The sequence below is a fragment of the Nostoc sp. genome (genome assembly GCF_036918245.1).
In the GTDB taxonomy this organism is placed as follows: Bacteria; Cyanobacteriota; Cyanobacteriia; order Cyanobacteriales; family Nostocaceae; genus Nostoc.
Window position 1 is genome coordinate 22,633 of record NZ_JBALEF010000060.1, and the last position, 26,081, is coordinate 48,713.

Annotated in this window: 21 protein-coding genes and 1 pseudogene; 19 read left to right on the forward strand and 3 right to left on the reverse strand. The window is 42.8% G+C overall.

From position 1 onward, the window contains the following. Positions 1-90 precede the first annotated feature (90 nt). The 3 genes from V7L12_RS17055 (at position 91) to ylqF (ending at position 2,926) form a co-directional block, all read left to right on the forward strand. On the forward strand, positions 91-1,509 hold the full coding sequence (locus V7L12_RS17055; RefSeq protein ID WP_335085937.1) for a DUF3370 domain-containing protein: 1,419 nt from the start codon (positions 91-93) through the stop codon (positions 1,507-1,509). Between the two features lie 34 nt (positions 1,510-1,543). Continuing rightward, positions 1,544-1,954, forward strand: a complete 411-nt coding sequence (locus V7L12_RS17060) for a VOC family protein (protein ID WP_335085939.1) — start codon at positions 1,544-1,546, stop codon at positions 1,952-1,954. A 90-nt stretch (positions 1,955-2,044) separates the two neighbouring features. After that, positions 2,045-2,926, forward strand: a complete 882-nt coding sequence (gene ylqF / locus V7L12_RS17065; protein WP_335085941.1) for a ribosome biogenesis GTPase YlqF — start codon at positions 2,045-2,047, stop codon at positions 2,924-2,926. 127 nt (positions 2,927-3,053) lie between these two features. Here the strand turns inward: ylqF and V7L12_RS33230 are convergent. Beyond that, positions 3,054-3,215, reverse strand: a pseudogene (locus V7L12_RS33230) (IS701 family transposase); the annotation flags it as partial. Between the two features lie 489 nt (positions 3,216-3,704). On the opposite strand from V7L12_RS33230, the gene V7L12_RS17070 reads away from it, so the two are divergent. After that, the gene (locus V7L12_RS17070; protein WP_335085943.1) at positions 3,705-9,995 is read left to right on the forward strand and encodes an ATP-binding sensor histidine kinase; all 6,291 of its coding nucleotides are present in this window, start codon (positions 3,705-3,707) and stop codon (positions 9,993-9,995) included. A 74-nt stretch (positions 9,996-10,069) separates the two neighbouring features. Here the strand turns inward: V7L12_RS17070 and ctpA are convergent, their stop codons facing one another. Then, positions 10,070-11,314 (reverse strand): carboxyl-terminal processing protease CtpA, encoded by a 1,245-nt coding sequence (gene ctpA / locus V7L12_RS17075; protein ID WP_335085945.1) that lies wholly within the window; start codon positions 11,312-11,314, stop codon positions 10,070-10,072. Between the two features lie 407 nt (positions 11,315-11,721). On the opposite strand from ctpA, the gene petB reads away from it, so the two are divergent. The 6 genes from petB (at position 11,722) to V7L12_RS17105 (ending at position 17,312) form a co-directional block, all read left to right on the forward strand. Next, positions 11,722-12,369 carry a cytochrome b6 gene (gene petB / locus V7L12_RS17080; RefSeq protein ID WP_334815089.1) on the forward strand — a complete coding sequence of 216 codons (648 nt, stop codon included), beginning with the start codon at positions 11,722-11,724 and terminating at the stop codon, positions 12,367-12,369. Between the two features lie 255 nt (positions 12,370-12,624). Beyond that, positions 12,625-13,107 carry a cytochrome b6-f complex subunit IV gene (gene petD / locus V7L12_RS17085; RefSeq protein ID WP_334815087.1) on the forward strand — a complete coding sequence of 161 codons (483 nt, stop codon included), beginning with the start codon at positions 12,625-12,627 and terminating at the stop codon, positions 13,105-13,107. Between the two features lie 615 nt (positions 13,108-13,722). Beyond that, a complete protein-coding gene (locus V7L12_RS17090) occupies positions 13,723-14,166 on the forward strand; it encodes an ATP-binding protein (protein ID WP_292744744.1) in 444 nt (147 codons plus the stop codon). Positions 14,167-14,651: 485 nt separating this feature from the next. Continuing rightward, positions 14,652-15,665 carry a GDP-mannose 4,6-dehydratase gene (locus V7L12_RS17095; RefSeq protein WP_335085947.1) on the forward strand — a complete coding sequence of 338 codons (1,014 nt, stop codon included), beginning with the start codon at positions 14,652-14,654 and terminating at the stop codon, positions 15,663-15,665. A gap of 11 nt (positions 15,666-15,676) precedes the next feature. Further along, positions 15,677-16,858 carry a glycosyltransferase gene (locus V7L12_RS17100; RefSeq protein WP_335085949.1) on the forward strand — a complete coding sequence of 394 codons (1,182 nt, stop codon included), beginning with the start codon at positions 15,677-15,679 and terminating at the stop codon, positions 16,856-16,858. Positions 16,859-16,940: 82 nt separating this feature from the next. After that, the gene (locus tag V7L12_RS17105; protein ID WP_335085951.1) at positions 16,941-17,312 is read left to right on the forward strand and encodes a hypothetical protein; all 372 of its coding nucleotides are present in this window, start codon (positions 16,941-16,943) and stop codon (positions 17,310-17,312) included. A gap of 42 nt (positions 17,313-17,354) precedes the next feature. Here V7L12_RS17105 and V7L12_RS17110 read toward each other — a convergent pair whose 3' ends face one another. Then, a complete protein-coding gene (locus tag V7L12_RS17110; protein WP_334815077.1) occupies positions 17,355-17,786 on the reverse strand; it encodes a hypothetical protein in 432 nt (143 codons plus the stop codon). 332 nt (positions 17,787-18,118) lie between these two features. Here V7L12_RS17110 and V7L12_RS17115 point away from each other — a divergent pair, with 332 nt between their 5' ends. The 9 genes from V7L12_RS17115 (at position 18,119) to V7L12_RS17155 (ending at position 25,918) form a co-directional block, all read left to right on the forward strand. After that, entirely contained in the window at positions 18,119-18,457 is a 339-nt protein-coding gene (locus V7L12_RS17115; protein ID WP_335085953.1) for a hypothetical protein, read from the forward strand. Positions 18,458-18,744: 287 nt separating this feature from the next. After that, on the forward strand, positions 18,745-20,883 hold the full coding sequence (locus tag V7L12_RS17120) for a pentapeptide repeat-containing protein (RefSeq protein ID WP_335085955.1): 2,139 nt from the start codon (positions 18,745-18,747) through the stop codon (positions 20,881-20,883). 103 nt (positions 20,884-20,986) lie between these two features. Beyond that, the gene (locus tag V7L12_RS17125; protein WP_335085957.1) at positions 20,987-21,478 is read left to right on the forward strand and encodes a hypothetical protein; all 492 of its coding nucleotides are present in this window, start codon (positions 20,987-20,989) and stop codon (positions 21,476-21,478) included. A gap of 124 nt (positions 21,479-21,602) precedes the next feature. Next, positions 21,603-21,809, forward strand: coding sequence for a hypothetical protein (locus V7L12_RS17130; RefSeq protein ID WP_094352643.1), 207 nt, complete (start codon positions 21,603-21,605; stop codon positions 21,807-21,809). Positions 21,810-22,017: 208 nt separating this feature from the next. After that, on the forward strand, positions 22,018-23,274 hold the full coding sequence (locus V7L12_RS17135; RefSeq protein WP_335085959.1) for a GNAT family N-acetyltransferase: 1,257 nt from the start codon (positions 22,018-22,020) through the stop codon (positions 23,272-23,274). Next, a complete protein-coding gene (gene ruvX, locus V7L12_RS17140; RefSeq protein ID WP_335085961.1) occupies positions 23,255-23,752 on the forward strand; it encodes a Holliday junction resolvase RuvX in 498 nt (165 codons plus the stop codon). The genes V7L12_RS17135 and ruvX overlap by 20 nt, the downstream gene beginning before the upstream one ends. Before the next feature lie 143 nt (positions 23,753-23,895). Next, positions 23,896-24,468, forward strand: coding sequence for a DUF3727 domain-containing protein (locus V7L12_RS17145; protein WP_334932447.1), 573 nt, complete (start codon positions 23,896-23,898; stop codon positions 24,466-24,468). 230 nt (positions 24,469-24,698) lie between these two features. Continuing rightward, positions 24,699-25,325, forward strand: coding sequence for a hypothetical protein (locus tag V7L12_RS17150; protein WP_335085963.1), 627 nt, complete (start codon positions 24,699-24,701; stop codon positions 25,323-25,325). Between the two features lie 53 nt (positions 25,326-25,378). Further along, positions 25,379-25,918, forward strand: coding sequence for a YqeG family HAD IIIA-type phosphatase (locus V7L12_RS17155; RefSeq protein WP_099100917.1), 540 nt, complete (start codon positions 25,379-25,381; stop codon positions 25,916-25,918). Positions 25,919-26,081 lie beyond the last annotated feature (163 nt).

Consider the following 26,081-nt stretch of genomic DNA (forward strand, 5'->3'; position numbering starts at 1 on the left):
ATGCCTACGCATTCTCAGAAATCCCCTTCAAGGAACTTGTAGTAATAACTTCCAATCTTTGACACTACAGCTTTCTTGATGCTTAAATTTATGCTAGCTAAATTCCCATTATCTGTATTCACACTTTTATTAGGACTTGCCATAACTCAAACCTTTGAATGCACAACTCAAAAAGATAATTCAGCGATCGCTCAAACTTCACCGAAGCCAGCGCCTCAAGAAATTGTGCAACCAGGAGAAGTTCGAGCCTTACCTGGCAAGTTGGATAACATACCTGTTTTTAACAGCAATAGCCCAGAATGGATTAAAACTGAGGGTATTTTACTTTCTACCTTTCCTCCAAACGGTAAAAAAGTTCCAGCAGCACACCTTAATTTTCCCTTTCAGGGACGCTTTGACTTATTCGCCCACCACTACAGCCACACTCCCAAGGATTTACAAACGCTATATTTGGGCGTAATTGTGCAGAACCCTGGTAAAAAACCAGTAACAGTAGATGTATTGCAAGCCGCGAGTTATTTGATGCAGGATGCGCCCTTTGTCACTTTATCCCCCTACATAGAAAATAACGATGGTAAGGCTTATTCAGGCCCAGGCGATCGCGCTGTTGGTGATGTACTCCGGGGTGTTCGCCAAGCTGATTTTCCCGCAAAGCTGATAATTCCTCCAGGACAAAGCCGGATGTTGTTAAATCATCCGATTCCTGTACGAAATCTAGAAAAGCCGGTGAATGGTCGCTCTAGCTTTATGCGGCTGCGTAGTAGCGATCAAGTTTATGCGGCAAGTTTAGCAATGTTTGCCAAGAAAAATTCTGATAATACAGAACGCCAACCCACTCTTGCAGAATGGCAAGCTTTACTAAATACCGGCAACTTTGCTGGACCGCGAGATAAAACCCCTACTCCTCCAAATGCTACCAGTGGCGCACTAATTTATGGGCGTGTAGCTGGTGTGTCACAAGGTTCTCAATGGCAAGCAAAGTTGGTAGATAATCCCCAAAGCAAATATCTGACTATTCCCCAGCGTGGCAAAGCTATTTCTTATGCTTTAGACACATTGCTTAGTGGTCGATTGGGCACTCAACAAATCCAAACGGCCAAAATGCTGGTACGTTATCCAGATACGGCTTATGAAGCACATGGTAATTATGGGGTGGAATATAAACTCACCTTACCTTTAAGCAATAATACCAACCAAAATCACACCGTGACTGTTACTTTAGAAACACCTTTGAAGGAAGATAAATTATCTCAAGGTGGTATGCGTTTTCGCAAACCATCCCTAGATTTTCCTTTCTTCCGTGGTACAGTGCGGCTACGCTACTTTGATGACCAAGGTCAACAAAAGACGCGCTACATACATCTATGGCACAGAACTGGTCAGGTGTTAGAACCATTGGTGCAGCTTGTACTTCCACCTTCGACTCAGCGGATAGTACAAGTAGATGTGATTTATCCACCAGATTCGACACCACCGCAAGTGCTGAGTGTAAGAACTTTAGAAAAGTAAGAGTCTCAAAAAAATCAAATAATTTAAAGCTTATATGGTTTTCCAGTACACTAACGCATTTGTCACCATAGCATCAGTTAATTGTGATAATTTAGTGAATTTCTATACCAAATTGCTGGAGCAAAAGCCAGTTATTTTGATTCCGAATGTCTATGCTGAGTTTAATTTGGTTAGTATGCGATTAGGTATTTTTAAACCAAAGAACACAAACGAATCGGAATTTGAAGCAATGTCTGACGACAAGCCACTTTGTGTCTACGCCAAAAGTAAGATAAGTTTGTGTTTAGAGGTAAGTAACTTAGAAGATGCGATCGCTCACCTAACTGCTTTGGGCTATCCTCCACCAGGAGACATTTCCATTGCTTCCCACGGCAGAGAAATCTATGCTTATGACCCTGATGGCAACCGTTTGATTTTACATCAAGCTGCTAGAGGGAGTCATTAGTCATTTGTCACTTGTACTGAGCGTAGTCGAAGTATTGGTCATTTGCAAAGGACAAAGGACAAAAGACAAATAACAAAGGATAAAGGACAAATGGCTATAACTCAAAACTATAGATTAAACCTGATTCAATGGTATCCAGGTCACATTGCGAAAGCTGAAAGGAAGCTCAAAGAACAGCTGAAGCGCGTAGATGTGGTGTTTGAAGTGCGAGATGCTCGGATTCCCTTAGCGACTCACCATCCCCAAATAGGTGAGTGGGTGGAAGGTAAAACACGGGTGTTGATACTTAACCGAGTAGATATGATTACGCCGCAAATGCGATCGCTGTGGATCGATTGGTTTAAACGTCAAGGAGAAGTTCCTTATTTTACCAACGCTCAACATGGTAAAGGTATAGCAGAAGTGGCGCGGGCAGCGCAAGCTGCTGGGGTAGAACTCAATCAAAGAAGAAGCGATCGCGGCATGTTACCCCGTCCAGTGCGGGCTGTGGTGATTGGTTTTCCTAATGTCGGTAAATCAGCTTTAATTAACCGCCTGTTGGGAAAGCGAGTCGTGGAAAGTGCAGCCCGTCCTGGGGTAACTCGCCAACTACGCTGGGTGCGAATTTCCGAACATTTAGAATTGCTAGATGCTCCTGGTGTCATCCCTCTAAGATTAGAAAACCAAGATGCAGCCTTGAAATTAGCTATTTGTGATGATATTGGTGAAGCATCTTACGATAACCAGCTAGTAGCAGCAGCTCTAGTGGATTTACTCAACTATTTAGAAGCTGTAGCCGCAGATTTATTACCAAAAAAACCATTACAGTCTCGCTACCAACTCGATTCGACATCAGAGACTGGGGATACCTATTTGCACGCCTTAGCAGAACATCGCTACAAAGGTGATGTAGAGCGAGCTGCAAGGCAACTTTTAACAGATTTTCGCAAGGGGTTGTTGGGTGAAATGAGTTTAGAATTACCACCCAATTAAATCTAAATACAAAGAGTAAAAATTTTGCAAATTGTCTACATATATAAAAAACCTATTTGATTTGTGACAGGACTTACGCAACTATCACAAGTAATGGCGCAGCCACACCGCGCTGCGCGCCAAACAACTAGGCGATAAACATCGTAATGTCTTGACGTGTTAATTGCCGAGCTAAATAATTTGACAATAATCTATGCTTAATTTGATAAATTGTTTGACCAGTTTTATAAGCTAAATCTTTGAGCTTAAACTAGATTAAAATAGCGCAGGCAATATTATTTCTCGGAATAGTACATAGTTACGGCAAAAATGCGATCGCGCTAGATACCAGCGCCACTTGGGATGACCTAGCACTACAAGAACAACAGCAACTGCATGAAATGATCGTTCATGTCCAACACCTGACTAACGGTTTATGACAAATGGGAATTCGCCAATATAAAGTACTCGCGGCTTGAACATTACGGCATTATTTTCTGGGATGAGCGGTACTGGTAAAACTATGCCCGCAGAAGTTATTGCCACTCACCAACTAAATTAATACTTCTTTGCTGTTGCCTGATGCCTTTGTTTGTCAGATCAAAAACTCCTTGACGGAGTTCTGATGCTAGTTTGGGAAATCATCAAAAAGCGATCGCCATATCTACATGAAGGTGCTTTGCATTCCTACTCTTTGCCTCTAGTGCCCTATACTCAATGCAACTTTTCTAACGTTTGTTAACCAAGATATGGTAGTGGGAATCATAACACTAGTATAAAGAAATTTTCGTCAAAATTTATGAGCGCAAAAGTTGATGGAACTTTAAAGATTGCTGGCTACCAAATCATCAAGCAACTTTATTCAGGTTCTCGTACTCAAGTATATCGGGCAATTCGAGAATGCGATCGCCTACCAGCTGTCATCAAGCTCTTAAAACGAGAATACCCAACTTTTACCGAATTAGTACAGTTTCGCAACCAATATGCGATCGCTAAAAACCTAGATATTCCCGGCATTATCAAACCCTACAGCCTGGAAGCCTATCACAATGGTTATGCCCTAGTGATGGAAGACTTTGGTGGTATTTCCCTGCGGCAATTTCCTCAAGGAAAAACACTGACATTAGAGCAATTCCTACCCATTGCTCTGCAACTGCTAGACACTTTACACCAGTTACATCAACAGCGCGTCATTCACAAAGATATCAAGCCAGCCAACATCTTGATTCACCCTGACACCAAACAAATCAAGCTGATTGACTTTAGTATTGCTTCGCTTTTACCACGAGAAACCCAGGAAATCCAGTGCCTCAATGGATTGGAGGGAACGCTAGCCTATCTGTCGCCAGAGCAAACCGGACGGATGAACAGAGGCATTGACTACCGCAGCGATTTCTATTCTTTGGGTGTGACTTTCTTTGAATTACTGAGTGGACAACTGCCCTTTGAGTCCCAGGAACCGATGGAGTTGGTGTATTGCCACATTGCGAAACTTCCACCTTGCGTCTGCGATTTCAATCCCAAATTGCCCTTGATGCTGGGCGAAATTGTCCGCAAACTGATGGCGAAGAACGCCGAAGACCGCTATCAAAGTGTGCTAGGACTTAAACATGACCTTGTTACCTGCTTAGAACAGTGGCGAGAAACAGGCAAACACACCTGGTTTGATTTAGGACAGCGCGATATCAGCGATCGCTTTCTCATAAGAGAAAAACTCTACGGGCGGGAATCGAAAGTAAAGGCCTTACTAGAGGCATTTGGTCAGGTTGCCAATGGTAGCTCTCAATTGATGCTAGTGGCAGGTTTTTCTGGTATTGGCAAAACCGCAGTCGTCAATGAAGTGCATAAGCCGATTGTGCGGTGGAATGGCTACTTCATCAAGGGCAAATACGACCAGTTCAACCGCAACATTCCTCTGTCTGCTTTTGTACAAGCCTTTCGTGACCTAATGGGACAGTTGCTTAGTGAAAGCGATACTCAGCTAAAGCAATGGCAGAAAAAGATTTTAGCGGCAGTTGGAGAGAACGGACAACTTCTGATCGAGGTAATTCCTGAACTGGAACAGATGATTGGCAAACAGCCTGCGATCGCTGAACTATCTGCCAGTGCAGCACAAAACCTTTTCAATTTGCTGTTCCAACAGTTCATTCAGGTGTTCACAACCAGAGAGCATCCGTTAGTAATATTTCTGGATGATTTGCAGTGGGCAGATTCAGCATCGCTGAATTTGCTGAAGTTATTAATGTCTCAGAGTGATTGCGGCTATCTATTCATTATTGGCGCATACCGCGATAACGAGGTGTTTGCGGCTCATCCACTCATGTTAAGGCTAGATGAAATCAAAAAGGCATCCTCCTGCATCAACACCTTGAGCCTAGCTCCCTTAAGTCAAGCAGATGTTAACCATTTAATCGCCGATTCGCTCAGTTGTGCAACTGAAAAGGCATTACCGTTAACAGAGTTAGTTTATCAAAAAGCCAAAGGCAATCCCTTTTTCACAACTCAGTTTTTGAAAGCGCTATACGAGGATGGGCTGATTACCTTTGATTGGGAGGTAGGTTTTTGGCAGTGTGATGTAGCGCAAGTGCGATCGCTTGCCCTCACCGATGATGTGGTGGAATTTATGGCACAACAGCTTCAAAAATTGCCATCCAACACTCAAGATATTTTGAAACTGGCAGCCTGTATTGGCAATCAGTTCGATTTAGCGACGTTAGCGATCGTCTCTGAAAAGTCGCAGATGGAAATCGCTGTAGACTTGTGGAAAACATTGCAAGAAGGATTTGTGATTCCAACCAATGAAGTCTACAAGTTTTATCAAACTGAAACATCAGCTGCCACAGTCCCAATATCAGCACAGAAGGTTGACACCTGTGCTTACAAGTTCTTGCACGATCGCGTTCAGCAAGCAGCCTACTCTCTCATTCCCAACCAGCAAAAACAGGTCACTCACCTGAAAATTGGGCAACTTTTGCTGAACCATACACCAGCCTCAGAACAGAACGAAAAACTATTTGAGATTGTCAATCAACTCAATATCGGGAATAGCTTAATTGTCGATCCATCTCAGAAAACAGAACTCGCTCAACTCAATTTACAAGCTGCACAAAAAGCAATAGCTGCAACAGCATACACCGCCGCATTTGAGTATGCCACTATAGGTATTGCAATGCTTGCACAAGATCGGTGGCAAACAGAATATGAACTAACCCTGACACTTTATGAAGCTGCCACCGAAGCAGCTTACTTAAGTGGCAACTTTCAGCAGATGGCACAATTTCCAGCAGTCATTTTGGAAAATGCTAGAACCTTATTGGATACCGTTAAAGTCTATGAAATCCAAATTCAAGCCGCTCAAGCTCAACATCAATTTCTACAGGGCGTGGAGCTTGCTCTCAAGATTTTAGAGCAGTTAGGAATCCATTTTCCAAAGCAACCGGGTGAATCAGATATTGCATCGGCTTTCGAGGTAACCAAATCCATCTTAGCTGGAAGGCAACCGCCAGATTTAATGGCTCTACATCAGATGATAGAGTCAGACAAATTAGCCGCTATGCGGATTCTCGTAGGTGTCTCTTGTTCTGCCTATGTTGTCGCTCCAACACTCTTACCATTTATTATCCTTGAGCAAGTAAATTTATCTGTTCAGTATGGCAATACCTCAGACTCTACAAATGGTTATGCCTACTATGGACTGCTGCTTTGTGGGGTGGTAGGAGACATTGAATGCGGCTATCAGTTTGGACAACTGGCACTCAAATTACTCGAACAGTTTAATGCCAAAAATTTGAAAGCCAGAACTTATGTCGCAGTATGCTGTAGTGTATTGCATTGGAAAGAGCCGCTCAAGAACACCTTAGCGCTTTTCCGGGAAGGCTATCAAATTGGGCTGGAAACGGGAGATTTAGAATCAACTACCATTTGTGCATTCGGTTACGTCATGCACTCTTTATTTGTCGGTAAAGAACTGGGGGAGCTAAGTCGGGAGAGCGATGCCTTCCGCCTTCAACTCACTCAACTCAAACAAGAAGGACTTCTCAGCCATCTGACTATTTTTCAGCAAGGAATTTTGAATTTAATCGGCGATGATGCTGAAGTATGGCAACTGATTGGTAAGGTTTTTAATCAAGAGCAAATGCTGCCAGTCCTCCAGCACTCAGGCGATCAAACTGCGCTGTACTATTTCTATGTGAGTAAACTTTTTCTCGGTTATCTGTTTGGGAAGTTTGAACTTGCAGTGGAAGCTGCGATCGCAACTGAAAATTATCTAGGCGGTGTCATCGGATTATTTGTGGTTCCAATCTTCCACACCTATGATTCTCTGGCTCATTTGGCAATCTATTCCCAAGTTTCCGCAACAGAACAACAACACATTCTTGGGCGGGTGAGCAAAAATCAGGAAAAGATCAAAACTTGGGCTAGCTATATTCCAGCCAATCATTTACACAAGTTTTATTTGGTTGAAGCAGAACGATATCGGGTTCTGGGACATAAATCAGAGGCAATAGAATTGTACGATCGCGCCATTGCTCTTGCCAAAGAACACGGTTACACCCAAGAAGAAGCACTTGCCAACGAACTGGCCGCTAAGTTCTACCTCGACTGGGGTAAACAGCGCATTGCCCAGGAATACATGACGAACGCCTACTATGGCTATGCTCGTTGGGGCGCAAAAGCTAAAGTCGCCGACTTAGAACGCCACTATCCCCAACTCCTCGCCCCCATCCTCCAGCAAACCCGTTTTCCCCTCTCAACTAACGAAACTATCTTTACATTGGAAAGTTTCACCTCCACCAGTTCTGCCACTTCCAGTAGTAGCAGCGTATCTGTTGCTTTAGATTTAGCAGCCATTCTCAAAGCTTCCCAAACCCTTTCTGGGGAAATCGAACTCGAAAAACTGCTTTCAGCTTTGCTGCATATCGTCATTGAAAATGCTGGAGCTGATAAATGTGTATTCATGCTTTTGGAGTCAGATCGGTTGCTAGTTCAGGCTTTAGCACAGCTTTCCCTGAGTGATGTACAGAATCAGGCTGCCAAGGTCGATTTTTACCCGATGTTGCTCAACCCACAGCCCGTTGAAGACTCAGTTGATGTACCAGTTGGCTTAATTAATAATGTCAAACGCAACTTACAACCAGCAATAATTACTGATGCTACAGTGCATCTGCAACTAATCAATGACCCATATATTCAGCAACAGCAACCTAAGAGTATCTTGTGCAGCCCAGTTTTGCATCAGGGTAAATTGCTGGGCGTATTGTACCTAGAAAATAATTTGGCAACCGCAGCCTTTACAAGCGATCGCGTCGAACTGCTGAACTTACTTTGCGCTCAAGCTGCAATTTCTCTGGAAAATGCCCGACTTTATCGCAATTCTCAGAACTCTGCTCAACAGTTAACACAATCTCTAGCAAAATTGCAGGCTAGTGAAATCCGCTTCCAAAATTTGGCGAATAATATTCCTGGTATGGTGTACCAATTCCGTCTGGCGGCTGACGGTTCAACTTCAACACCCTATGTTAGCTCTGGCTGTTTTGACTTATATGGGTTAGAGCCAGAGTTGGTGATGGCAGGGACGCATAGCCTTTATGCCATGAATCATCCTGACGATCGCCCAGCTATTGCCCAAGCGATCGCCTACTCTGCTCAAAATCTCACACCATTTGAGCAAGAATGGCGCATTATCCTGCCTTCAGGAACTATGAAATGGATTCAATCTGCTTCTCGACCAGAGCAACAAGCCGATGGCGCAATTCTATGGGATGGGGTGGTAATTGATATTAGCGATCGCAAACAGGCCGAAGCATCTCTAGTCAAAAAACGAGAGTTCTTGAATGCCATCATTCACAATATTACCGATGGGATTGTTGTTTGCGATGCTAGTGGGAAATTGACTCTATTTAACAAAGCAACTCGTGAATTTCATGGCTTACCAGTAGAATCATTACCAGCAGAAGAATGGACAGAACACTTCGATCTTTATCAACCGGATGGTCAAACACCCCTATCAAAAACGGAAATTCCTCTGTTTCGCGCCTTACAAGGGGAAATCGTCGAAAATGCCGAAATGGTAATTGCGCCAAAGCATGGTTCTAAAAGAATTTTATTAGCAAGCGGACAAGCGATCGTCGATTCTTCGGGCAACAAATTCGGTGCAGTCGTTGTGATGCGAGATATTAGCGATCGCAAACTTGCAGAACTTGCCTTGCAGCAAAAATCACAAGATTTGCAACAAGCCTTGAACGATTTACAACACGCCCAATTACAAATTGTTCAAAGTGAAAAGATGTCAGCCCTGGGCAACTTAGTTGCAGGTGTGGCTCACGAAATGAATAATCCCCTCGGTTTTATTGCTGCCAGTCTCAAACAAGCTAAACCTACCATCGCTGATATTGTTGAACACTTAAAACTCTATCAAGAAAGCTTGCTCAATGTAAATGATGAAATTAAAGACCATGCTAAAGAAATCGATTTAGATTATAGCTTAGAAGACTTGCCCAAGATAATTGATTCCATGACTATGGCGTGCGATCGCTTGAAAAATATCAGCACCAGTTTACGAACTTTCTCGCGTGCCGATAAAGATTATAAAGTACCGTTTAATATTCACCAAGGCATCGACAGCACGATTTTAATTTTGAAACATCGTCTCAAGGCTAACGAGCAACGTCCAGCAATTGAAGTGATAACTAAATACAGCATTTTACCTCAAATTGAGTGTTTTCCTGGACAATTAAATCAAGTATTTATGAATATCTTAGCAAATGCTATTGATGCCTTGGAGGAATCGAATCTTGGCCGAAGTTTTGACGAAATTAAAGCAAATCCAAACTGTATTACAATTACAACTACAGTAGAAAATAATCTAGTTAAAATTACAATCGCCGATAATGCAAAGGGTATAGATGAAAAGGTAAAACAAAAAATATTTGACCATTTATTTACGACAAAAGCTGTCGGTAAAGGTACAGGATTAGGATTGGCGATCGCTCGTCAAATCATTGTAGAAAAACATGGCGGAGCGATCGCGGTGAATTCCCAACTTGGGGAAGGAACTGAATTTGTGATTCAGCTACCGTTATCGGCATAACTAAATCTTATTTGGTAGTTATGGTATCAGATGGAGTCTAAATCCCCACCTGATTTGTCTCCTTGTCCCCTTATTCAAGCCTTACCCACCACCATCGAGTTTTTCACCAAAAGTTCGACTGCTGCTTGATATTGCAGATCCGCTTCGGTGCCAATCTGTTCCCGGTTAATGGCTGGTTGGGAAATAACTTTATCCGGCTTAATACCTAGTTTGTTAATATCCCGGTGTTCAGGAGTTTCATACTTAGCAATTGTCACTGCCAAGCCCGAACCATCTGATAATTCAAACAAGGATTGAATTAATCCCTTGCCAAAAGTGGTTTCGCCTACCAACTGGGCGCGATGGTTATCTTGGAGTGCGCCAGCGAGAATCTCACTGGCACTAGCAGTTCCTTGATTCACCAAAATCACCAGAGGATCTTTGGTCAGGGCTGGCCCAAGGGCTTCAAAACTACCCTGAATGCCTTGTCGGTTAACAGTGTAGACGATAATCCCAGAGTCTAACCACAGACGGGCGATTTCAATTCCTGATTGTAATAATCCCCCAGGATTATTTCGTAAATCTAGAATGTAGGCAGCAGCGCCTTTTTTTTCTAGACTAGAAATAGCGTGTGCCACTTCCATTGAAGCGTTGGCATTAAATTGTGTAAGACTTAGGTAGCCAATGGGTGTACCCTCAGCAGAAACACGCAAATCTGAAACCACAGGGTTAAGAGCAATGCGATCGCGTGTCAGTCTAATTTCCGTTTCTGTCTCTCCGTCTCGTTCGATCAAGAGAGTCACAAGGCTGCCACTCGGCCCGCGCATTCTGGTTGCAGCTTCATCAAGGGTGAGATTTTCTGTGGAAACACCTTCAATTTTGAGAATGCGATCGCGTGGTCGAATCCCCGCTTTATCCGCCGGTGAACCGGCGATGGGAGCCACTACTTCCAACTTCCCATTCTCAGGATTCAGGGCAATTTGCAATCCTACCCCAGTCAGTTCCCCAGAAGTATTGACCTGCAAGCTGCGGTACTGTTCTGGATCTAAAAAGCGGGTAAAAGGATCGTCGAGGCTCTTGAGCATCTTCCCAATTGCCTGATAACTGGCATTTGAGTCTGCCAGTGGCTTCTCTAGAACCTTTTGCCTGACAGCCGCCCAGTTTTGATGATTAAACGTCTCATCTAGATAAGTACGATTAACAATTCGCCAAACTTCCGAAACCAGCTTTTGTTCCCCAGTCAAAGCCAGTGCTGGCTGAGTGAGCGTACCCAACACCAAGCAAAATGCCATTAACAATGAAAATCCAACCCGAAAGACTTGTTTGTTCATGAACCCCATTATCAATTCCACCTCAACCCAAATTGCCTAGATAATGCCCACTTCCTCTGTTGTTGATGAAATCTATCTCTCGATTATGTTACTTTTTTTATAGAAGTGGTGCATTTTTCTCATCAAGTTGTTCAGTCAACTGATGCATCGTATCCACTCAGCAAAGGATAAAATCTACTTTGTGTCCACCATTTTCTGTGTAGGGGCGTAAAGAGATCGCAATATATTCCATCTTTACAGAGTGTAAAGTTTCTGAAGTCTCTTAGCACGCCAAAAGCCCAAAAGCAAACAAAAAAACTCCCCTTTACTAAAATCCCAAAATTACTAGTTGGGAGAGAAGTCTGAGCGAAGGCTTCTGCCGATTCAGAACTTCGGGATTTATCAACCGCAACCGACTTTTAGGAACTTGAGATTGTATGACCAACGTTTCCGACTGGTTTGAGGAACGCCTGGAGATTCAGGCACTCGCCGAAGACGTCACTAGCAAGTACGTCCCTCCCCACGTCAATATTTTTTACTGCCTGGGTGGAATTACCCTGGTTTGCTTTCTGATCCAGTTTGCCACTGGATTTGCCATGACGTTCTACTACAGGCCAACAGTCACTGAAGCTTTCTCCTCAGTGGAGTACCTCATGAATGAAGTGAACTTCGGTTGGCTAATTCGCTCCATCCATCGCTGGTCTGCCAGCATGATGGTATTGATGATGATTTTGCACACTTTCCGGGTTTATCTGACTGGTGGTTTCAAAAAGCCCCGCGAATTGACCTGGATAAGTGGTGTGATCCTAGCTGTGATTACCGTTTCCTTCGGAGTTACCGGCTATTCCCTACCTTGGGATCAAGTTGGCTACTGGGCTGTGAAAATCGTTAGCGGCGTACCAGAAGCAATTCCCGTGGTTGGAGTTCTGATTTCCGACCTGCTGCGCGGCGGTTCTAGTGTTGGTCAAGCAACACTAACTCGTTACTACAGCGCACACACATTTGTACTGCCTTGGTTGATTGCAGTATTCATGCTGTTTCACTTCTTGATGATCCGCAAGCAAGGTATTTCCGGGCCTTTGTAATCTCAGCTATTAGCGAAAGGCAACATTTGTTAGTTTTCAGATCAAGTTGTTTGTTTTAAACTTATGAAACACAATAAATTAATTGCACATAAGTTACAAAAAACAAATACTTGTATCTGAAGCCCAAAGCTGTAGAAAACTTCAGGCGGATGACTGTAGATATAGTAAACGCTGTTTCTTGCCTGTTGGTTGCCTAGTAGCTGATAGCTTTCACAAATGCTTTAATTGAACTTAAGCAGGAGAGCACATTTCAAAATGTCAACACAAAAAAAACCTGACCTGAGCGATCCTCAGTTAAGAGCAAAACTCGAAAAAGGCATGGGTCACAACTATTATGGTGAACCCGCTTGGCCTAATGACCTACTTTACGTCTTTCCAATTGTGATCATGGGTTCCTTCGCTGCGATTGTGGCTCTAGCTGTGCTAGATCCCGCAATGACCGGTGAACCAGCAAATCCTTTCGCCACACCATTGGAAATTTTGCCAGAGTGGTACTTGTATCCAGTCTTCCAAATTTTGCGATCGCTTCCTAACAAACTTTTAGGAGTGTTAGCAATGGGTTCCGTACCAGTAGGTCTAATCCTTATTCCCTTTATTGAGAACGTGAATAAGTTCCAAAACCCCTTCCGCCGTCCAGTTGCAACCACAGTATTCCTCGTTGGTACTCTTGTCACCTTGTGGCTGGGTATTGGTGCTGCTTTGCCATTGGATAAATCTTTGACCTTGGGACTATTCTAAATTAGTCACTAGAAAATGCTTTGACGCCTGTAAGTTTCAAGAGCAGATGCAGATGTGCTTTTGAAAACAATCAACAGGCGTCAATTTTAACAGGAAAGAATTCAGGAGTCAGAAGCCAGAATTCAGAATTTAATTCTGAATGAAAAGCGGATAACGCTACCCAAAGCGAGTCCGCGTATCCTATGGGAAAGCAAGTTAAGCACTGCGTCTCGTAGATAGCGTCTGAAGAAACGGGTTTAATTCCTACACTAAATATGCTGTTTTCAGTGGTCAACAAGATAGTGTTGGGTTTGTAGCAAGACTCTACAGAGTATCCCTCACTGATTACATTCTGAATTCTTCTTTAATAGTTCAGATTGCATCTGGTATTTGAAGTTTTGGATGGAAAAGCTATTCCCAAATCTCAAATGATCAAAAGTCAACAAATACAAACATTTCTTACTTACTTAACGTAAGTTGCTAGTTACAACCCTCAGATTGCCAAAATCGTTCATGTTTTGTATTTTGGTACACAGAATATGTCAATTTAGATTTTTTTATGTGAGAGAAATTTTGCGAACAGCGCAGAATTTAATAACTAGCAACTTGGGTTTACTTATATTCAACTCACAGTTAATGCTTAGTATAGTGCAGCAAGACCATCTGACTGTTAAGAGCGAACTCAGGCTCTTAAACCAGGTGCAAGAATGGTTTGAGCAATTTTGTCTGCAACACTTGTCTCAACTTGGCTGGTCAAAAACCCAACTTGATCGCCTCAATTTAGCATTAGCAGAAGGCTTTACCAACGCTGTTCGTCATGCTCATCATGCTTTACCCCCGGAAACAACCATTGAAATTAACGTTTATCTGTGGATTGACCGACTAGAGATTAGAATTTGGGATTACGGAAAACCTTTCAATCCTGATGCGATCGCAGAGCCAGCCCCAGGTACTCTGCAAGTAGGTGGGTATGGATGGTTTCTCCTCCGGCGGTTGGCTGACCGGGTTGTATACGAACGTGGTGCGGATGGTAGAAATTGCCTGCTCATTGTCAAATACTCTGTAGAAGCACAAAAGTAACAGTGAAATTTGGCTTGTAAGCGGAGTGTAGGGAAGGAGTATCGACAAAAAACTAGGGCTTTTCTTCTCTACAATACTCTCTTGCTAGCTCGCCCGTACTTAGGAGTCAAACAAATAAAACTTCTCCTATAGTCGTCACCAAGCTAACGAAGATTTTGCTAAAAGTTGAGGTACACACTTTCAAACAGAAGCAGTTTTTGCTGAGATACATAGTTATTTGATTGATAAAAGTATACTCCTTTTTTAATATTATTTAAATTGGAGAAATATATTTTTTACGTAAAATTGCTTATTAATTATGATTTTTTGGTAAAATTTTAAGTAATATTTTTGTATAAAAAGGATTAGTGAATATAGTAAAAATAGCATTCGAGTTACACTAGCTCCCTTGTTAAGATTTGTCAGCAGTGTTGAGAATCTTAATGTTTGTTCTCTAACAAGTGCCATTTTGTGCTTAAAGAGATAGACAGAATAGGGGACAAAATATGACTAAGACAGCCCTAATTACAGGAATTACTGGTCAAGATGGCTACTATCTCAGCCATTTGCTTCTCAATCGTGGTTATCGAGTTGTCGGATTAGTACCCCCACATCGACAACCTAATTTGACAAAACTGGGAATACTGGCAAATCAGGTAGAAATTTTTACGGTTGACTTGAGGGATAGTGCGGCACTGTTGACCGCAGTTGAACAACTGCGTCCTCAAGAAATTTACAATTTGGCGGCTCCCAGTTTTGTACCCGACTCCTGGAACGACCCATTGGGAACCCTGGATTTAATAACTGGTACAGCTACCAGGCTCTTGGAAGCAGTACGAAAAGTTGGTTTGTCTACCAGATTTTATCAAGCCAGCAGTTCAGAAATGTTTGGCGATGTATTCCTCTCGCCTCAAGATGAGGAAACTCCTTTTCGTCCCAAAAATCCTTATGCTGCGGCTAAAATGCACGCCCACTGGACGATGGTACATCATAGACAGCGCTATGGACTATTTGCCTGTAGCGGAATTTTATATAATCACGAGTCTCCTCTCCGCGCACCTCAGTTTGTCACACGCAAAGTTTCTTTGGCGGCTGCATCAATTAAATTGGGTTTAACTGACACCTTAGAAATCGGTAATCTCGATGCCAAACGTGATTGGGGCTTTGCAGGTGATTATGTAGAGGCCATGTGGCTAATGTTGCAAATTGATGAACCAGAAGAATATGTGATTGGCACTGGTAAACTGCATAGTGTTAGAGATTTAGTTGCCACAGCCTTTGAGTCAGTCGGATTGGATTGGAAGCAGCATGTAGTCTTAAATACTAGCTTGTTGCGGCAAGATGAGCATTTTCAACTAGTAGCTAATCCCAGTAAAGCTAAAAGAAACCTCGGCTGGGAACCCCAAGTAAGCTTTGAGGAACTTTTAGAAAAAATGGTAAAAACAGATTTGGAGCGGTTACAAAGCGGTGCGTTGGATGAAGTCCTTGCCGCAGGCATCGTGCCCTTACCGCGAGTGTAAATAATCTTAAGATGCACATCACTACAGTGACAAAAAACCTGAATCTAGGTGATAAAGTTAACAAAAAAACTAACCATGTCTTCGTGTTTTTAGAAATTTTCGCTCACGAAGGTGGTATTCAATCGTATATAAAAGATATTTTTCGCGCCTATCTGGGATTGAGCCAAGACTACAAGGCAGAAGTTTTTTTACTGCGAGATAGTGCTGATAGCTTAAATCCGTTTGAAGACGAGAACTTAAAATTTCATTACTTTAAAAATCAGTCCCCCTATTTGGGGAGATTGCAAATGGCAGCGGCTTTACTGAAGTGTCTGTTGCAGAGCCGTCCGCAGCAGGTTTTCTGTGGTCATATTAACTTAGCAGTATTAATCCAAACACTTTGCCAGCCCTTGGGAATTCCTTACACTGTGCTAACTTACGGCAAAGAAGTCTGGGAACCGTTGAAAAATCAAGAACGTCGCGCTCTGACATCAGCAGATAGAATTTGGACAATTAGTCGCTACAGCCGCGATCGCGCTTGTATTGCCAATAGTCTAAACCCGAAAATGGTACAGATGATGCCTTGTGCAATTGATCCAGATAAATTTACTCCTGGTTCCAAACAACCAGAATTAGTCCAGAAGTATGGCTTAACTGGTGCAAAAGTGTTAATGACAGTAGCGCGGTTATGGTCAGGAGATATTTACAAAGGTGTAGATGTCACCATTCGGGCTATACCACAAATCGCTCAAGTTTTTCCAGAAGTGAAATATTTGGTAATTGGTCGCGGCGATGACCAACCACGATTAGCTAAACTTGCTGCATATTTAGGTGTGAGCGATCGCGTCGTGTTTGCGGGTTTCGTTGCCACAGAAGAATTAATGGAACATTATCGCCTTGCTGACGCCTATATTATGCCTTCGCAAGAAGGCTTTGGCATAGTTTATCTAGAAGCAATGGCTTGTGGAGTGCCGGTGTTATCCGGTGACGACGATGGTTCCGCTGACCCCTTGCAGGATGGTAAACTGGGATGGCGAGTACCACACCGCAGTCCTGATGCTGTAGCAACAGCTTGTATAGAAATGCTTCAAGGGGATGACCAGCGATGTGATGGGGAGTGGCTAAGAGAACAGGCGATCGCTCTGTTTGGCCTAAATGCCTTTCAACAGCACTTACAAAAAATGCTGCTATCCTCAGTAATAAAGTCCATTTGAGTCCAAATGACAAACGATCAATGACTCATAACTAATGACTAAAATCGCTATCCTAGAAGGAGAGCAGGACGATATTTAAAAAATGAGCTTTAAGTCATTTCAATTGAATCTTTTAAATCTCCGCCCTTGGCTCACCCTGCTGGCAGTTGTTTTGTTACTGGCATCAGTGGGCTTGGGTTGGTTAGTTAATTCATTGCTAATTATTTTCGGGTTGCTGTTGTTGGCACCTATTGTGGCTTTTTTTGGCTTTCGTTGGTGGCTGCAACGCAACTTGGTTGCCGATCAATGTCCCGTCTGTGGATATGAATTTACAGGTTTAAATAACACTCAGTTGCAATGTCCTAACTGTCAGGAATTACTGTTAGTACAAAATAGTCATTTTCAGCGCTTCACACCAGAAGGCACAATTGATGTCACTGCTGTCGAAGTTCCAGCCAAATCACTGGAAGAATAGTCAAGGATCGTTAGTCATTAGCAAAGCATAAATGACTAATGACTATTTATTTTTTTGCGAGATTGAGAGGCTGTAAGTATACTGTTGCGGGGATAGTTCGCCCACATACAGCGAGTATTTTCCTGCCTGCCAATAACCAGAAAGTTCTGACTTACCTCCAGAATAACTATCTGCTAGTACACAAAAGCGCCCCCCAGGCCCGTCGATCAGCAGTGTTGGCTTTCCTTGACTCTCTACTGTTAATCGCAAATAAGGTAGTGACTCTGTAACTTGGATAACTTGATTAGGTTCAGTGGTAATATTGCCACAATTACTTTTGACAGTTCCCCCAGACTTGCCGTTCAAAATCATTGGATCTGGTTGGGAATTTCGATTAATTTGGATTGTTGGTGTCTGTGCCAAATTAGCCTCAGTGAAAACCAAACTCATAGCCAAAGCTGTGGGAATAATTGCAAGTAGCCTAAGCGTCTTCATTTTAATTAATGCTCCAGTTTTTAGAGCAATATTGTTATACAGTCTGATTTATATAGACGACAGCAATCCGTCTTGGTTCCAAAAGACGCCGTATAAAGCAATACCAGTCTGTTAAGGATTATTTGTGAAGATTTGATAGGTGTATGTAGAGACGTTGCATTGCAACGTCTCTACAATTGATGTCTGGAAGGCAACAAAAAAAACATAATTTTTCCCTGTTCAGAAAGGTCTTGCACTTACAGACATTAGCTAAAATCACTAAGACAACCACCAAAAATAAAATTTGGTTGGTCTATTGTTGAATAAGTATGCTAACGAGGTAGGAAAGATTGATGAATCCTCAACCAGAAGAAGACTTACAGCGTCGCCTCAATCAGCTAGAGGCAGAGATTAATTCCCCGCCTGGGGTGGTTTCACAAGAACAAAAACAAACGCCTCAGTCTGTTTTTGCCAGCTTCAACTTGCAACTGGAGCGATTTCAGATTTGGTTCAACAGCTTATCTGGTGTGAAAAAGCTGGTAGTTTCAGGTGTGACGGTGCTAGTAGGCTTGGCGATACTGCAAGCAGTGTTTAAACTAGTTGCATCTGTAATCAGTCTGGCACTTTTGGCAGTGTTAGTGTATGTTGGATACAAATTTTTTGTGTCTGGTAGCTTTCAACGTAAGCAATAAGTTGATATGCATTTACTTTGCACTTTGTCGGGAGTTATGAGAGTCAGGAGCCGGAATCAAAACGGCTTCTGACTTACAGAGGATTTCAAGGAAGGTGAAGTCCAGAAGTGAAGTGTCAAAACTAGGTATCAAGCCTGTTTTACTTCTAAATTCTGAATTCTGACTCCTGAATTCTGCTGTATAACTCCTAAATCCTATTTCAATATGCTTTTCTTTTTGCTGATTAGCTTAGTCTATTTTAATTGTGCCGATCGCGGCGTAGAAATAATATCAAAGGAAATTATACGATGACCTCACCAATTGTCAGGAGAACTAGTAATCAATCTGGTCAGTCAAAAAAATCGGAAAGAGCCAATTCGCTGCTAGCAAGTAGGCGTTTCGCTGCTTGGGCGGCTGAAATCACACTAGTAGTTACTAGTGGGTTGATTCCCTTTGGCATTGGTGTCTATGCCAATTCTAGAAGCGATCTGAACCGAGTGCCGCTTAACCCCGTGCTAGTAGTCACAGAAAGAGCGATCGCCAGACCCCTAGCTCTACCTGTAAGCTATGGCATCCGTAACGTTGCATGGCCGACTAATATTTTGTGGACAATCGCCCTGTTAGCACCTGTAACTCTTTCGTGGTGGCAATTGTATTTATTAGCTAAGACTGGTAGCACAATTGGGAAACGTTGGTTAAAAGTGCGGGTTGTCAACGAGCAAGGGAAGCCGCCCGGACTGGGGGCAGTTGTAATTAGAGAAGGCGTTGGGCGTTGGACTGTACCCATTTCCATAGCCTATTTGCTGTGGCGCTACAGCTTTGCTTTTCCGAATTTAGGATTATTCACATTTTTGTCTTTGTTAATGATTGTGGGTGAAGGGATAGGCTTACCGTCGCGTCGGGGGCGTCGCGCATTCCACGATCAACTCGCAGGTACTTATACAATCGATGCAGTCTTAGCTAGCAACAAACAAGCTCAGTCTGCTGACGGTAATGATCAAGCAGAAGAAAAGCACGAGGGTGAAGAATTAGCGGCAGAGCAAACCAGCCAGTCGCCTAATTTGTGGCGGCGAATACAGCAAAATCCCAATCTGACTTTGTTTGGGGTAGGGCTGACGAGTATGACTGCTGTGCTGGCAACTTTAATTGGCACTCAAGTTTATATCCAAATTCAACAATCCCAGCGAGCAACCAAGCAAATCAACAGCCAACAATTCCTCGAACTTGTCAAACAATTGACTCCCAACTCTGGGGCGACTAATGAGCAACGCCAAAGTGCAATTCTGGCTATGGGTGGTCTTAATGACCCACAATCTATTAAATTTCTCGCGGATTTATTAGTTAGCGAAACTAACCCCAGCCTTCTGGATACGATTCAACAAGCTTTGACAAGTGTTGGGCCCCAAGCTATCCCGGAACTCAAAAATAAGAATCAGTTTTTGGTCAGCGAACTGGAATCTGTGGGTAGCACTGCAACCAAAGAGCGGGAATTACGGCAAGGGCGGCTACAAAGAAACCAGCGGACAATCAACAAGATTCTCTCTGTTTACAGCGGTAAAAAAATCGAGGGTGTTGACCTAAGTAGCACCCAATTAGGTCAAAGCGGTACTTCAGGAAGTTCCTTCTTCAACTTAGTACTGGACAATCTTGATTTATCTGGAGTTAAGTTTAAATCTGCAAATCTTAACCAAGCCAGCTTTAAAGGTAGCCGCTTTCGGGGCGTGGGTGAAGATGGGCGCTGGGATACCTACGACGATGTAATGGCTGATTTAAGCCAAGCTCAGTTGCAGCAAGCCAATCTTACTGATGCTAACCTCAGTTGCGTCTTGATGAACCGGATCGATTTGAGTCGCGCCACTCTTAACAGAGCCAACTTATCTAACGCGCGTCTATATGATGCTAAACTCAACAGCACCCAACTAGTAGGAGCCGATCTGCGAAACGCAGTTTTGGAAAAAGCCAGCTTGACTGGGGCAGATTTAGGCGATGCCAAATTAAACGAAGCCAATCTGTATGCAGCGCGTTTAGGTCGCGCCACTGCCATCGGAACGCAATTATCTTTTGCTAACTTAACTAACACTGATTGGCAAGGAGCAGATTTATCAGGAGCTTATTTGGATCGTGCTAATCTCAGCAATGCTAACCTTAGTGCTACTCGTTTAACTGGTGCTGTTTTGCGTTCTGCCCAAATGGAAAACGTTAACTTGCAAAATGCCGACCTGAGTCTTGCAGATTTACGAGGGGCAAATGTCGCTGGAGCAGATTTTAAGGGGGCAATTCTCGCTCCTAGCAAACAAGATCCAGCAGACCAATTTGTCCAAACCCCAGATTTAGGCTCAGTATCTGCCGTAGTCCAAGGTGTTGATTTTTCTCAAGCCAAAAATTTAGATGCCAAGCAATTAGCGTACATTTGTACTCAAGGTGGTATTCATCCCCGTTGCCCGTAGAATGGAGGGGGCAGGGGAGCAGGGGGACAAGGGACAAGGAAAATAACTATGCCCAATGTCCCATGCCCAATACCCAATAATAAAATGGTGTGAGGAGTTGGTTATGAAGTATATTCCATCTTTGGTTTCAGTTTTGGGGGCTGGTTTGGTCTTGAGTCTGGCGAGTATGAAACCAGCACAAGCTCAAGTAGCTTATGGCAGTTATATTGGTATCGGTCCCACTATTGGTATTACTGATGGTATCCAATTTGGGGGGGTGATAGCAGGGCGCTACAAGCTTTTGGAAGCACCAATTTCACTGCGTGCCCAAGTGTTAATTGGTAATAATACGGCTGTTGTACCAACGGTTTCTTACGATTTCCCCCTCAACTGGCAAGCTGATGCCTACCTGGGTGCTGGGTTAGTGCTGGCTGGTGGTGGTGGTTCTTCTCCTGTGGGCGACAAAATTAGTTTTGCTTTACAACCAGGTATTGATTATATGATCCCACATAGCAATACTGTCCTTTTTGGCAATGCCATTATTGCTTTTGATGCCTACCGAGATAGCAGTGGTACAGCTATCTCAGTTCAAGGTGGTGTTGGTTTGAGATTTTAAGGGACACGCTATCCCTAAGAAGCGTTAAACTTCATTGCAAATAAAGAAGTTAGTCCAAACAACGTGATAGTTTTTGGTCATGAAGAGAGACAGCACAGGATTAACACAGGAGAACACAGTGGCAATGGAATCAAATTTATTAACAGATGCGGGCGCAGATGAAGTGAATCAAGATTTCAGTGAATATGTCGCCAATCTGCAACTTCACATGACTCTGCAAGCTCGCAATCTTGTTCCAACGCTGAAGCAAACACTGGTAGATAGTCGCCACCAATTACTCCATCAAACCCAAGCCCACTTTGAAAAGCTAGTTTCTCGGCAAGGGTTATAAAATATATACAAATTTTAATCAAAATTCAAATAAAATAAGGGCAGATGTTGTTGGGTCAATGCCAATGGTGTTCTCACAAGGTCTGCTTTTTCTGCTTTTTAAGTATTAAGTTACTAAAATCACCCTTTTGGCACAATAGTAGAGAGCAGAAACTAGTTAAGATTATTGCAGCAGTTCCTTCCTTTCAAGAGCAGTTAGTTAAGGCTAAATGGCGGCTCGAATAAAAATGACTTCATTACTTCCCAGAAACCTCAGCGTTGTTATCCGACCAGTCCAATACCGGGATATGGACGGCATTGAGCGCATAACTCAAGAGTCATTCGCAGCCCTCACTCCGAAGGGAGCAGGTTTTGCCATCAGCCAGATGCAAAGGCTGCGTCGCTGGTATGGATTACTCAAATTTTTAAGTTGGTTTCCTAACCCGCTACAGTATCGCCTCTGTGCTTATATCGCGGAGCAAGGGCGGATACTTTTAGGAATGATTCAAGTGTCACCCTTTAACCGCACACGTAGCACTTGGCGGATCGATCAAGTGTTACTAGAGCGTGGTGTGGATAAACAAGGAATTGGTTCGCAACTTTTGCGTCACTGCTTTGAGTCGATTTTAGAAGCTCGCACTTGGCTATTAGAAGTTAACATCAATGACATAGAGGCGCTGGCACTATATCGGCAAAATGGATTCCAGCGTCTAGCAGAAATGACATACTGGGAAATTGGGCCAGAATTACTGGCTGAATTGGCACAAGCAGAGCCAGACTTGCCCAACCTGTTGCCAGTGAGCAATGCTGATGCCCAGTTACTGTATCAATTAGATACGGCATCGATGCCACCTTTGGTGCGTCAGGTTTTTGACCGCAATACCCGTGACTTTAAAACCAGCTTGTTCGGCGCTTTAACTGATGCAGTGAAGCAATGGCTGACCAAAACAGAAGTAGTCAGTGGTTACGTATTTGAACCGCAACGCAAAGCTGCGATCGGCTATTTTCAGGTGCAACTCGATCGCAAGGGTGAAGTTCCCCATGCCGCAACGCTGACAGTTCATCCTGCTTACACCTGGCTTTATCCAGAATTACTATCTCAACTGGCTCGCATTGCCCAAGATTTTCCCCAGCAAGGGTTACAACTAGCCTCCTCAGACTATCAGGCAGAACGAGAAGAATATTTAGAGCGAATTGGAGCAAAACGCATAGAACATACATTAGTGATGTCTCGCTCTGTGTGGCACAAGCTACGAGAGTCGAAATTCGTCTCCTTAGAAGGAATCCAGTGGACTGATATGCTGCAAGGTTTACAACCTACTCGTAAACCTATACCAGGTGGGATGTCATGGATACAACCAGGAAAGTTGCCATCCTCAGACAAACCTCTGCCAAGCAAGCCAGAACCGATTAACTTTTCGGTAAAAAATCCTAGCATAGAAACATCGCCGATTTCTGAATCAGCAGATGGACAGCAGGAGAATTAGTGTGATATCCCAAGAGCAAGCAAAACCGTTTATTTCCGCCTTGGGACTAGATTTTGGTCGCAAGCGGATTGGTGTGGCTGGGTGCGATCGCACTGGTTTAATTGCCACGGGAATCACCACTATTGAGCGTACATCTTTTGAGCAAGATGTCGAGCAAATCCGACAAATAGTTAATGAACGTGAGGTGCAAGTTCTAGTTATGGGCTTACCTTATTCGATGGATGGCTCACTAGGATTTCAGGCTCGTCAAGTTCAGAAATTTACTACAAGACTTGCTAAAGCACTAAAATTGCCTGTGGAATATATGGATGAGCGATTAACTTCATTTCAAGCAGAGCAACTGCTGATAGCTGAGAACCGCTCCCCGTCACGCCATAAAGGTTTGATTGACCGCAAGGCAGCCGCTTTGATTTTGCAACAATGGCTGGATGTTAACCGTGCCAACTCCCGCAGTTCAGTTACGGCTATTGAATATTGATACCTTTTAACATGATATTCTGAAAACGATTAGCCAGCACTTGTATCTACGTATAAAGCTATTTGTTTGACATAATATGTCATTGACTATAGTTAAGCGATTTTCAAACTTGCTGGTATTTATTAAATTTCTACATTTCGGCTATGTTTTCCTCTCCATTTCCTGAAGAAAATGATAACGCTCATGCGGGTTCCATCACTTTAACCGATGACAAAGGGCGATCGCTCGACTGTTACATAGAGCATTCCCTGGAGGTAGATGGACAAGAATACGTTTTGCTTCTTCCTGTTGACTCACCTGTAGAAATTTTTTCTTGGGAAGGTGACGGTGAGGAAGAAGAAGCAGTTCTGGTAGAAGATGACACGATAATTGAGCAAATTTTTGCTAATGCCCAAGCTGTACTATCTGAGCAGAACTTGATACTGAAGAACACAGCTTATGCTCTGACTGTTGCAGGTGATTTACCGCCAGTGGAAGAATCAGAACTCTTCACCTTAGAAATCGAAGACGAAGAGGCAGATTTAGAGCCTGAGCAATTACAGCTACTCGCTAGCTTCTATGATGAAGATCAGGAGTATGCAATTTATACACCTCTAGATCCCCTGTTGTTTTTTGCACGGATAACAAAAACAGGTGAGCCTGAATTACTTTCTCCAGAGGAGTTTCGTAAAGTGCAACCTCTGTTAGAAGAACATCTTTTTAATGAAGTGGAATAAGATTAAAAATTCAAAATGTAATATTTTCATTTTGAATTTTTTAATTGGTAATTTTTCATTGAAATCACAATTTACTTAAATCTTTTACTATGTCCCATTAAATGTTAGAAGCAATGAAACATTAATACTACATGGGAAAATTAGTATTGTTTAAAATTCGGTAAAAAGCATTTTGGTAGGGATTTTGAATTCCATTATCTAAAATCCAAAATTAGCATGAGGTGCTGAAAATGGCTTATAGCGATTTTACATTAAGTAAATTTAAAAAGTCATTCAACATCCGCATTGATGAAGAAACTGATTTATGTGCTGACATAGAACCTTTACAGGCAAGTGAGAAACTCAAAAATTCTTTAGAAGAAACTACAGAACTAGCTTTAGCAATTAATACTGAAAAAGCTCGTTCAGAAATGATTATCACTCCGATATTGTTGGAGGTAAGACGCAGGGCTAATTATCCAATTAGTTTGTTTTCGGGAACGGATTTTAATGTAGATGCAGAAAAGGGTCTGAATGGCTATTGTGACTTTATCATTAGTCGTTCTAAAGAGCAACTAACAATTAATGTGCCTGTGGTGGTTATTAGTGAAGCCAAAAATGAAAATATTAAAGGTGGATTAGGTGAATGTGCAGCAGCAATGTTGGCAGCACAATTGTTTAATCAACAAGAAGGTAATGAAATTAGTAAAATTTATGGTGCGGTAACAACAAGGGATATTTGGAAGTTTTTGAAGTTAGAAGAAAACGATATATTTATTGATTTGAGTAATTATTACATCAAAGAAATAGATAAGATTTTAGGGATTTTATCTCAAAATGTTCAGGGAGACATTCCAGGATGGAGTTCGACTAACTAAACTATATTGGGTTATGCTCATTTGTCTTAGCTATCTACATTTGACTGTTGATTATGGTCTGGAACAATCTTTTACAGCCTGATTTGATTTTAGAGGGTTCAGTGTTGAACCTAACACCAGATATTATCCAAAAATACGGGCTTAAAGGGCTGGTATTGGATGTAGATGAAACTTTAGTACCCTTTACAGTCGGGATAGCTTCCCCAGAACTACGAGAGTGGGTGGAGCAAATTCGCACCTGTACTGCACTGTGCTTGGTGAGTAACAACCTCAGTGAAGCCCGAATTGGTGGAATTGCGCGATCGCTCAACTTACCTTACTACTTAGGTGCGGCCAAGCCTTCCCGACGCAAAATTAGAGCAGCACTTAGGGGAATGGATCTACCAGTGCATCAAGTGGGAATGGTAGGCGATCGCTTGTTTACCGATGTTTTAGCAGGTAATCGCCTGGGAATGTTTACCATTTTAGTCGAACCAATTGTTCATGCCGACGCGGCTCTCCGCTCTCATCCCGTCCGCAACTTTGAAGTTTGGATATCTGAAATTCTGGGAGCCTCTATTACTCCCAAGAAAACCAAGATTCACAAAAGTTGAGAAATCATCAGGAAAGTAAATCTAAAGAAATAATTAAGGAATCTTACTGGAACCAAAAAATCGGGGATCATAAGTATTAATAACATGGGGTCAGCCAAAAAAGACCCTAACTCATACTAAGTAAATATACTTCCGTAAAGCGTCAACCTTCACTATAGAGGGA

Coding starts and splice junctions, on each gene's coding strand:
- V7L12_RS17055 (WP_335085937.1), top strand. CDS start 91: ATGCTAGCTAAATTCCCATTATCTGTATTCACACTTTTATTAGGACTT.
- V7L12_RS17060 (WP_335085939.1), top strand. CDS start 1,544: ATGGTTTTCCAGTACACTAACGCATTTGTCACCATAGCATCAGTTAAT.
- ylqF (WP_335085941.1), top strand. CDS start 2,045: ATGGCTATAACTCAAAACTATAGATTAAACCTGATTCAATGGTATCCA.
- V7L12_RS17070 (WP_335085943.1), top strand. CDS start 3,705: ATGAGCGCAAAAGTTGATGGAACTTTAAAGATTGCTGGCTACCAAATC.
- ctpA (WP_335085945.1), bottom strand. CDS start 11,314: ATGGGGTTCATGAACAAACAAGTCTTTCGGGTTGGATTTTCATTGTTA.
- petB (WP_334815089.1), top strand. CDS start 11,722: ATGACCAACGTTTCCGACTGGTTTGAGGAACGCCTGGAGATTCAGGCA.
- petD (WP_334815087.1), top strand. CDS start 12,625: ATGTCAACACAAAAAAAACCTGACCTGAGCGATCCTCAGTTAAGAGCA.
- V7L12_RS17090 (WP_292744744.1), top strand. CDS start 13,723: ATGCTTAGTATAGTGCAGCAAGACCATCTGACTGTTAAGAGCGAACTC.
- V7L12_RS17095 (WP_335085947.1), top strand. CDS start 14,652: ATGACTAAGACAGCCCTAATTACAGGAATTACTGGTCAAGATGGCTAC.
- V7L12_RS17100 (WP_335085949.1), top strand. CDS start 15,677: ATGCACATCACTACAGTGACAAAAAACCTGAATCTAGGTGATAAAGTT.
- V7L12_RS17105 (WP_335085951.1), top strand. CDS start 16,941: ATGAGCTTTAAGTCATTTCAATTGAATCTTTTAAATCTCCGCCCTTGG.
- V7L12_RS17110 (WP_334815077.1), bottom strand. CDS start 17,786: ATGAAGACGCTTAGGCTACTTGCAATTATTCCCACAGCTTTGGCTATG.
- V7L12_RS17115 (WP_335085953.1), top strand. CDS start 18,119: ATGAATCCTCAACCAGAAGAAGACTTACAGCGTCGCCTCAATCAGCTA.
- V7L12_RS17120 (WP_335085955.1), top strand. CDS start 18,745: ATGACCTCACCAATTGTCAGGAGAACTAGTAATCAATCTGGTCAGTCA.
- V7L12_RS17125 (WP_335085957.1), top strand. CDS start 20,987: ATGAAGTATATTCCATCTTTGGTTTCAGTTTTGGGGGCTGGTTTGGTC.
- V7L12_RS17130 (WP_094352643.1), top strand. CDS start 21,603: ATGGAATCAAATTTATTAACAGATGCGGGCGCAGATGAAGTGAATCAA.
- V7L12_RS17135 (WP_335085959.1), top strand. CDS start 22,018: ATGGCGGCTCGAATAAAAATGACTTCATTACTTCCCAGAAACCTCAGC.
- ruvX (WP_335085961.1), top strand. CDS start 23,255: ATGGACAGCAGGAGAATTAGTGTGATATCCCAAGAGCAAGCAAAACCG.
- V7L12_RS17145 (WP_334932447.1), top strand. CDS start 23,896: ATGTTTTCCTCTCCATTTCCTGAAGAAAATGATAACGCTCATGCGGGT.
- V7L12_RS17150 (WP_335085963.1), top strand. CDS start 24,699: ATGGCTTATAGCGATTTTACATTAAGTAAATTTAAAAAGTCATTCAAC.
- V7L12_RS17155 (WP_099100917.1), top strand. CDS start 25,379: ATGGTCTGGAACAATCTTTTACAGCCTGATTTGATTTTAGAGGGTTCA.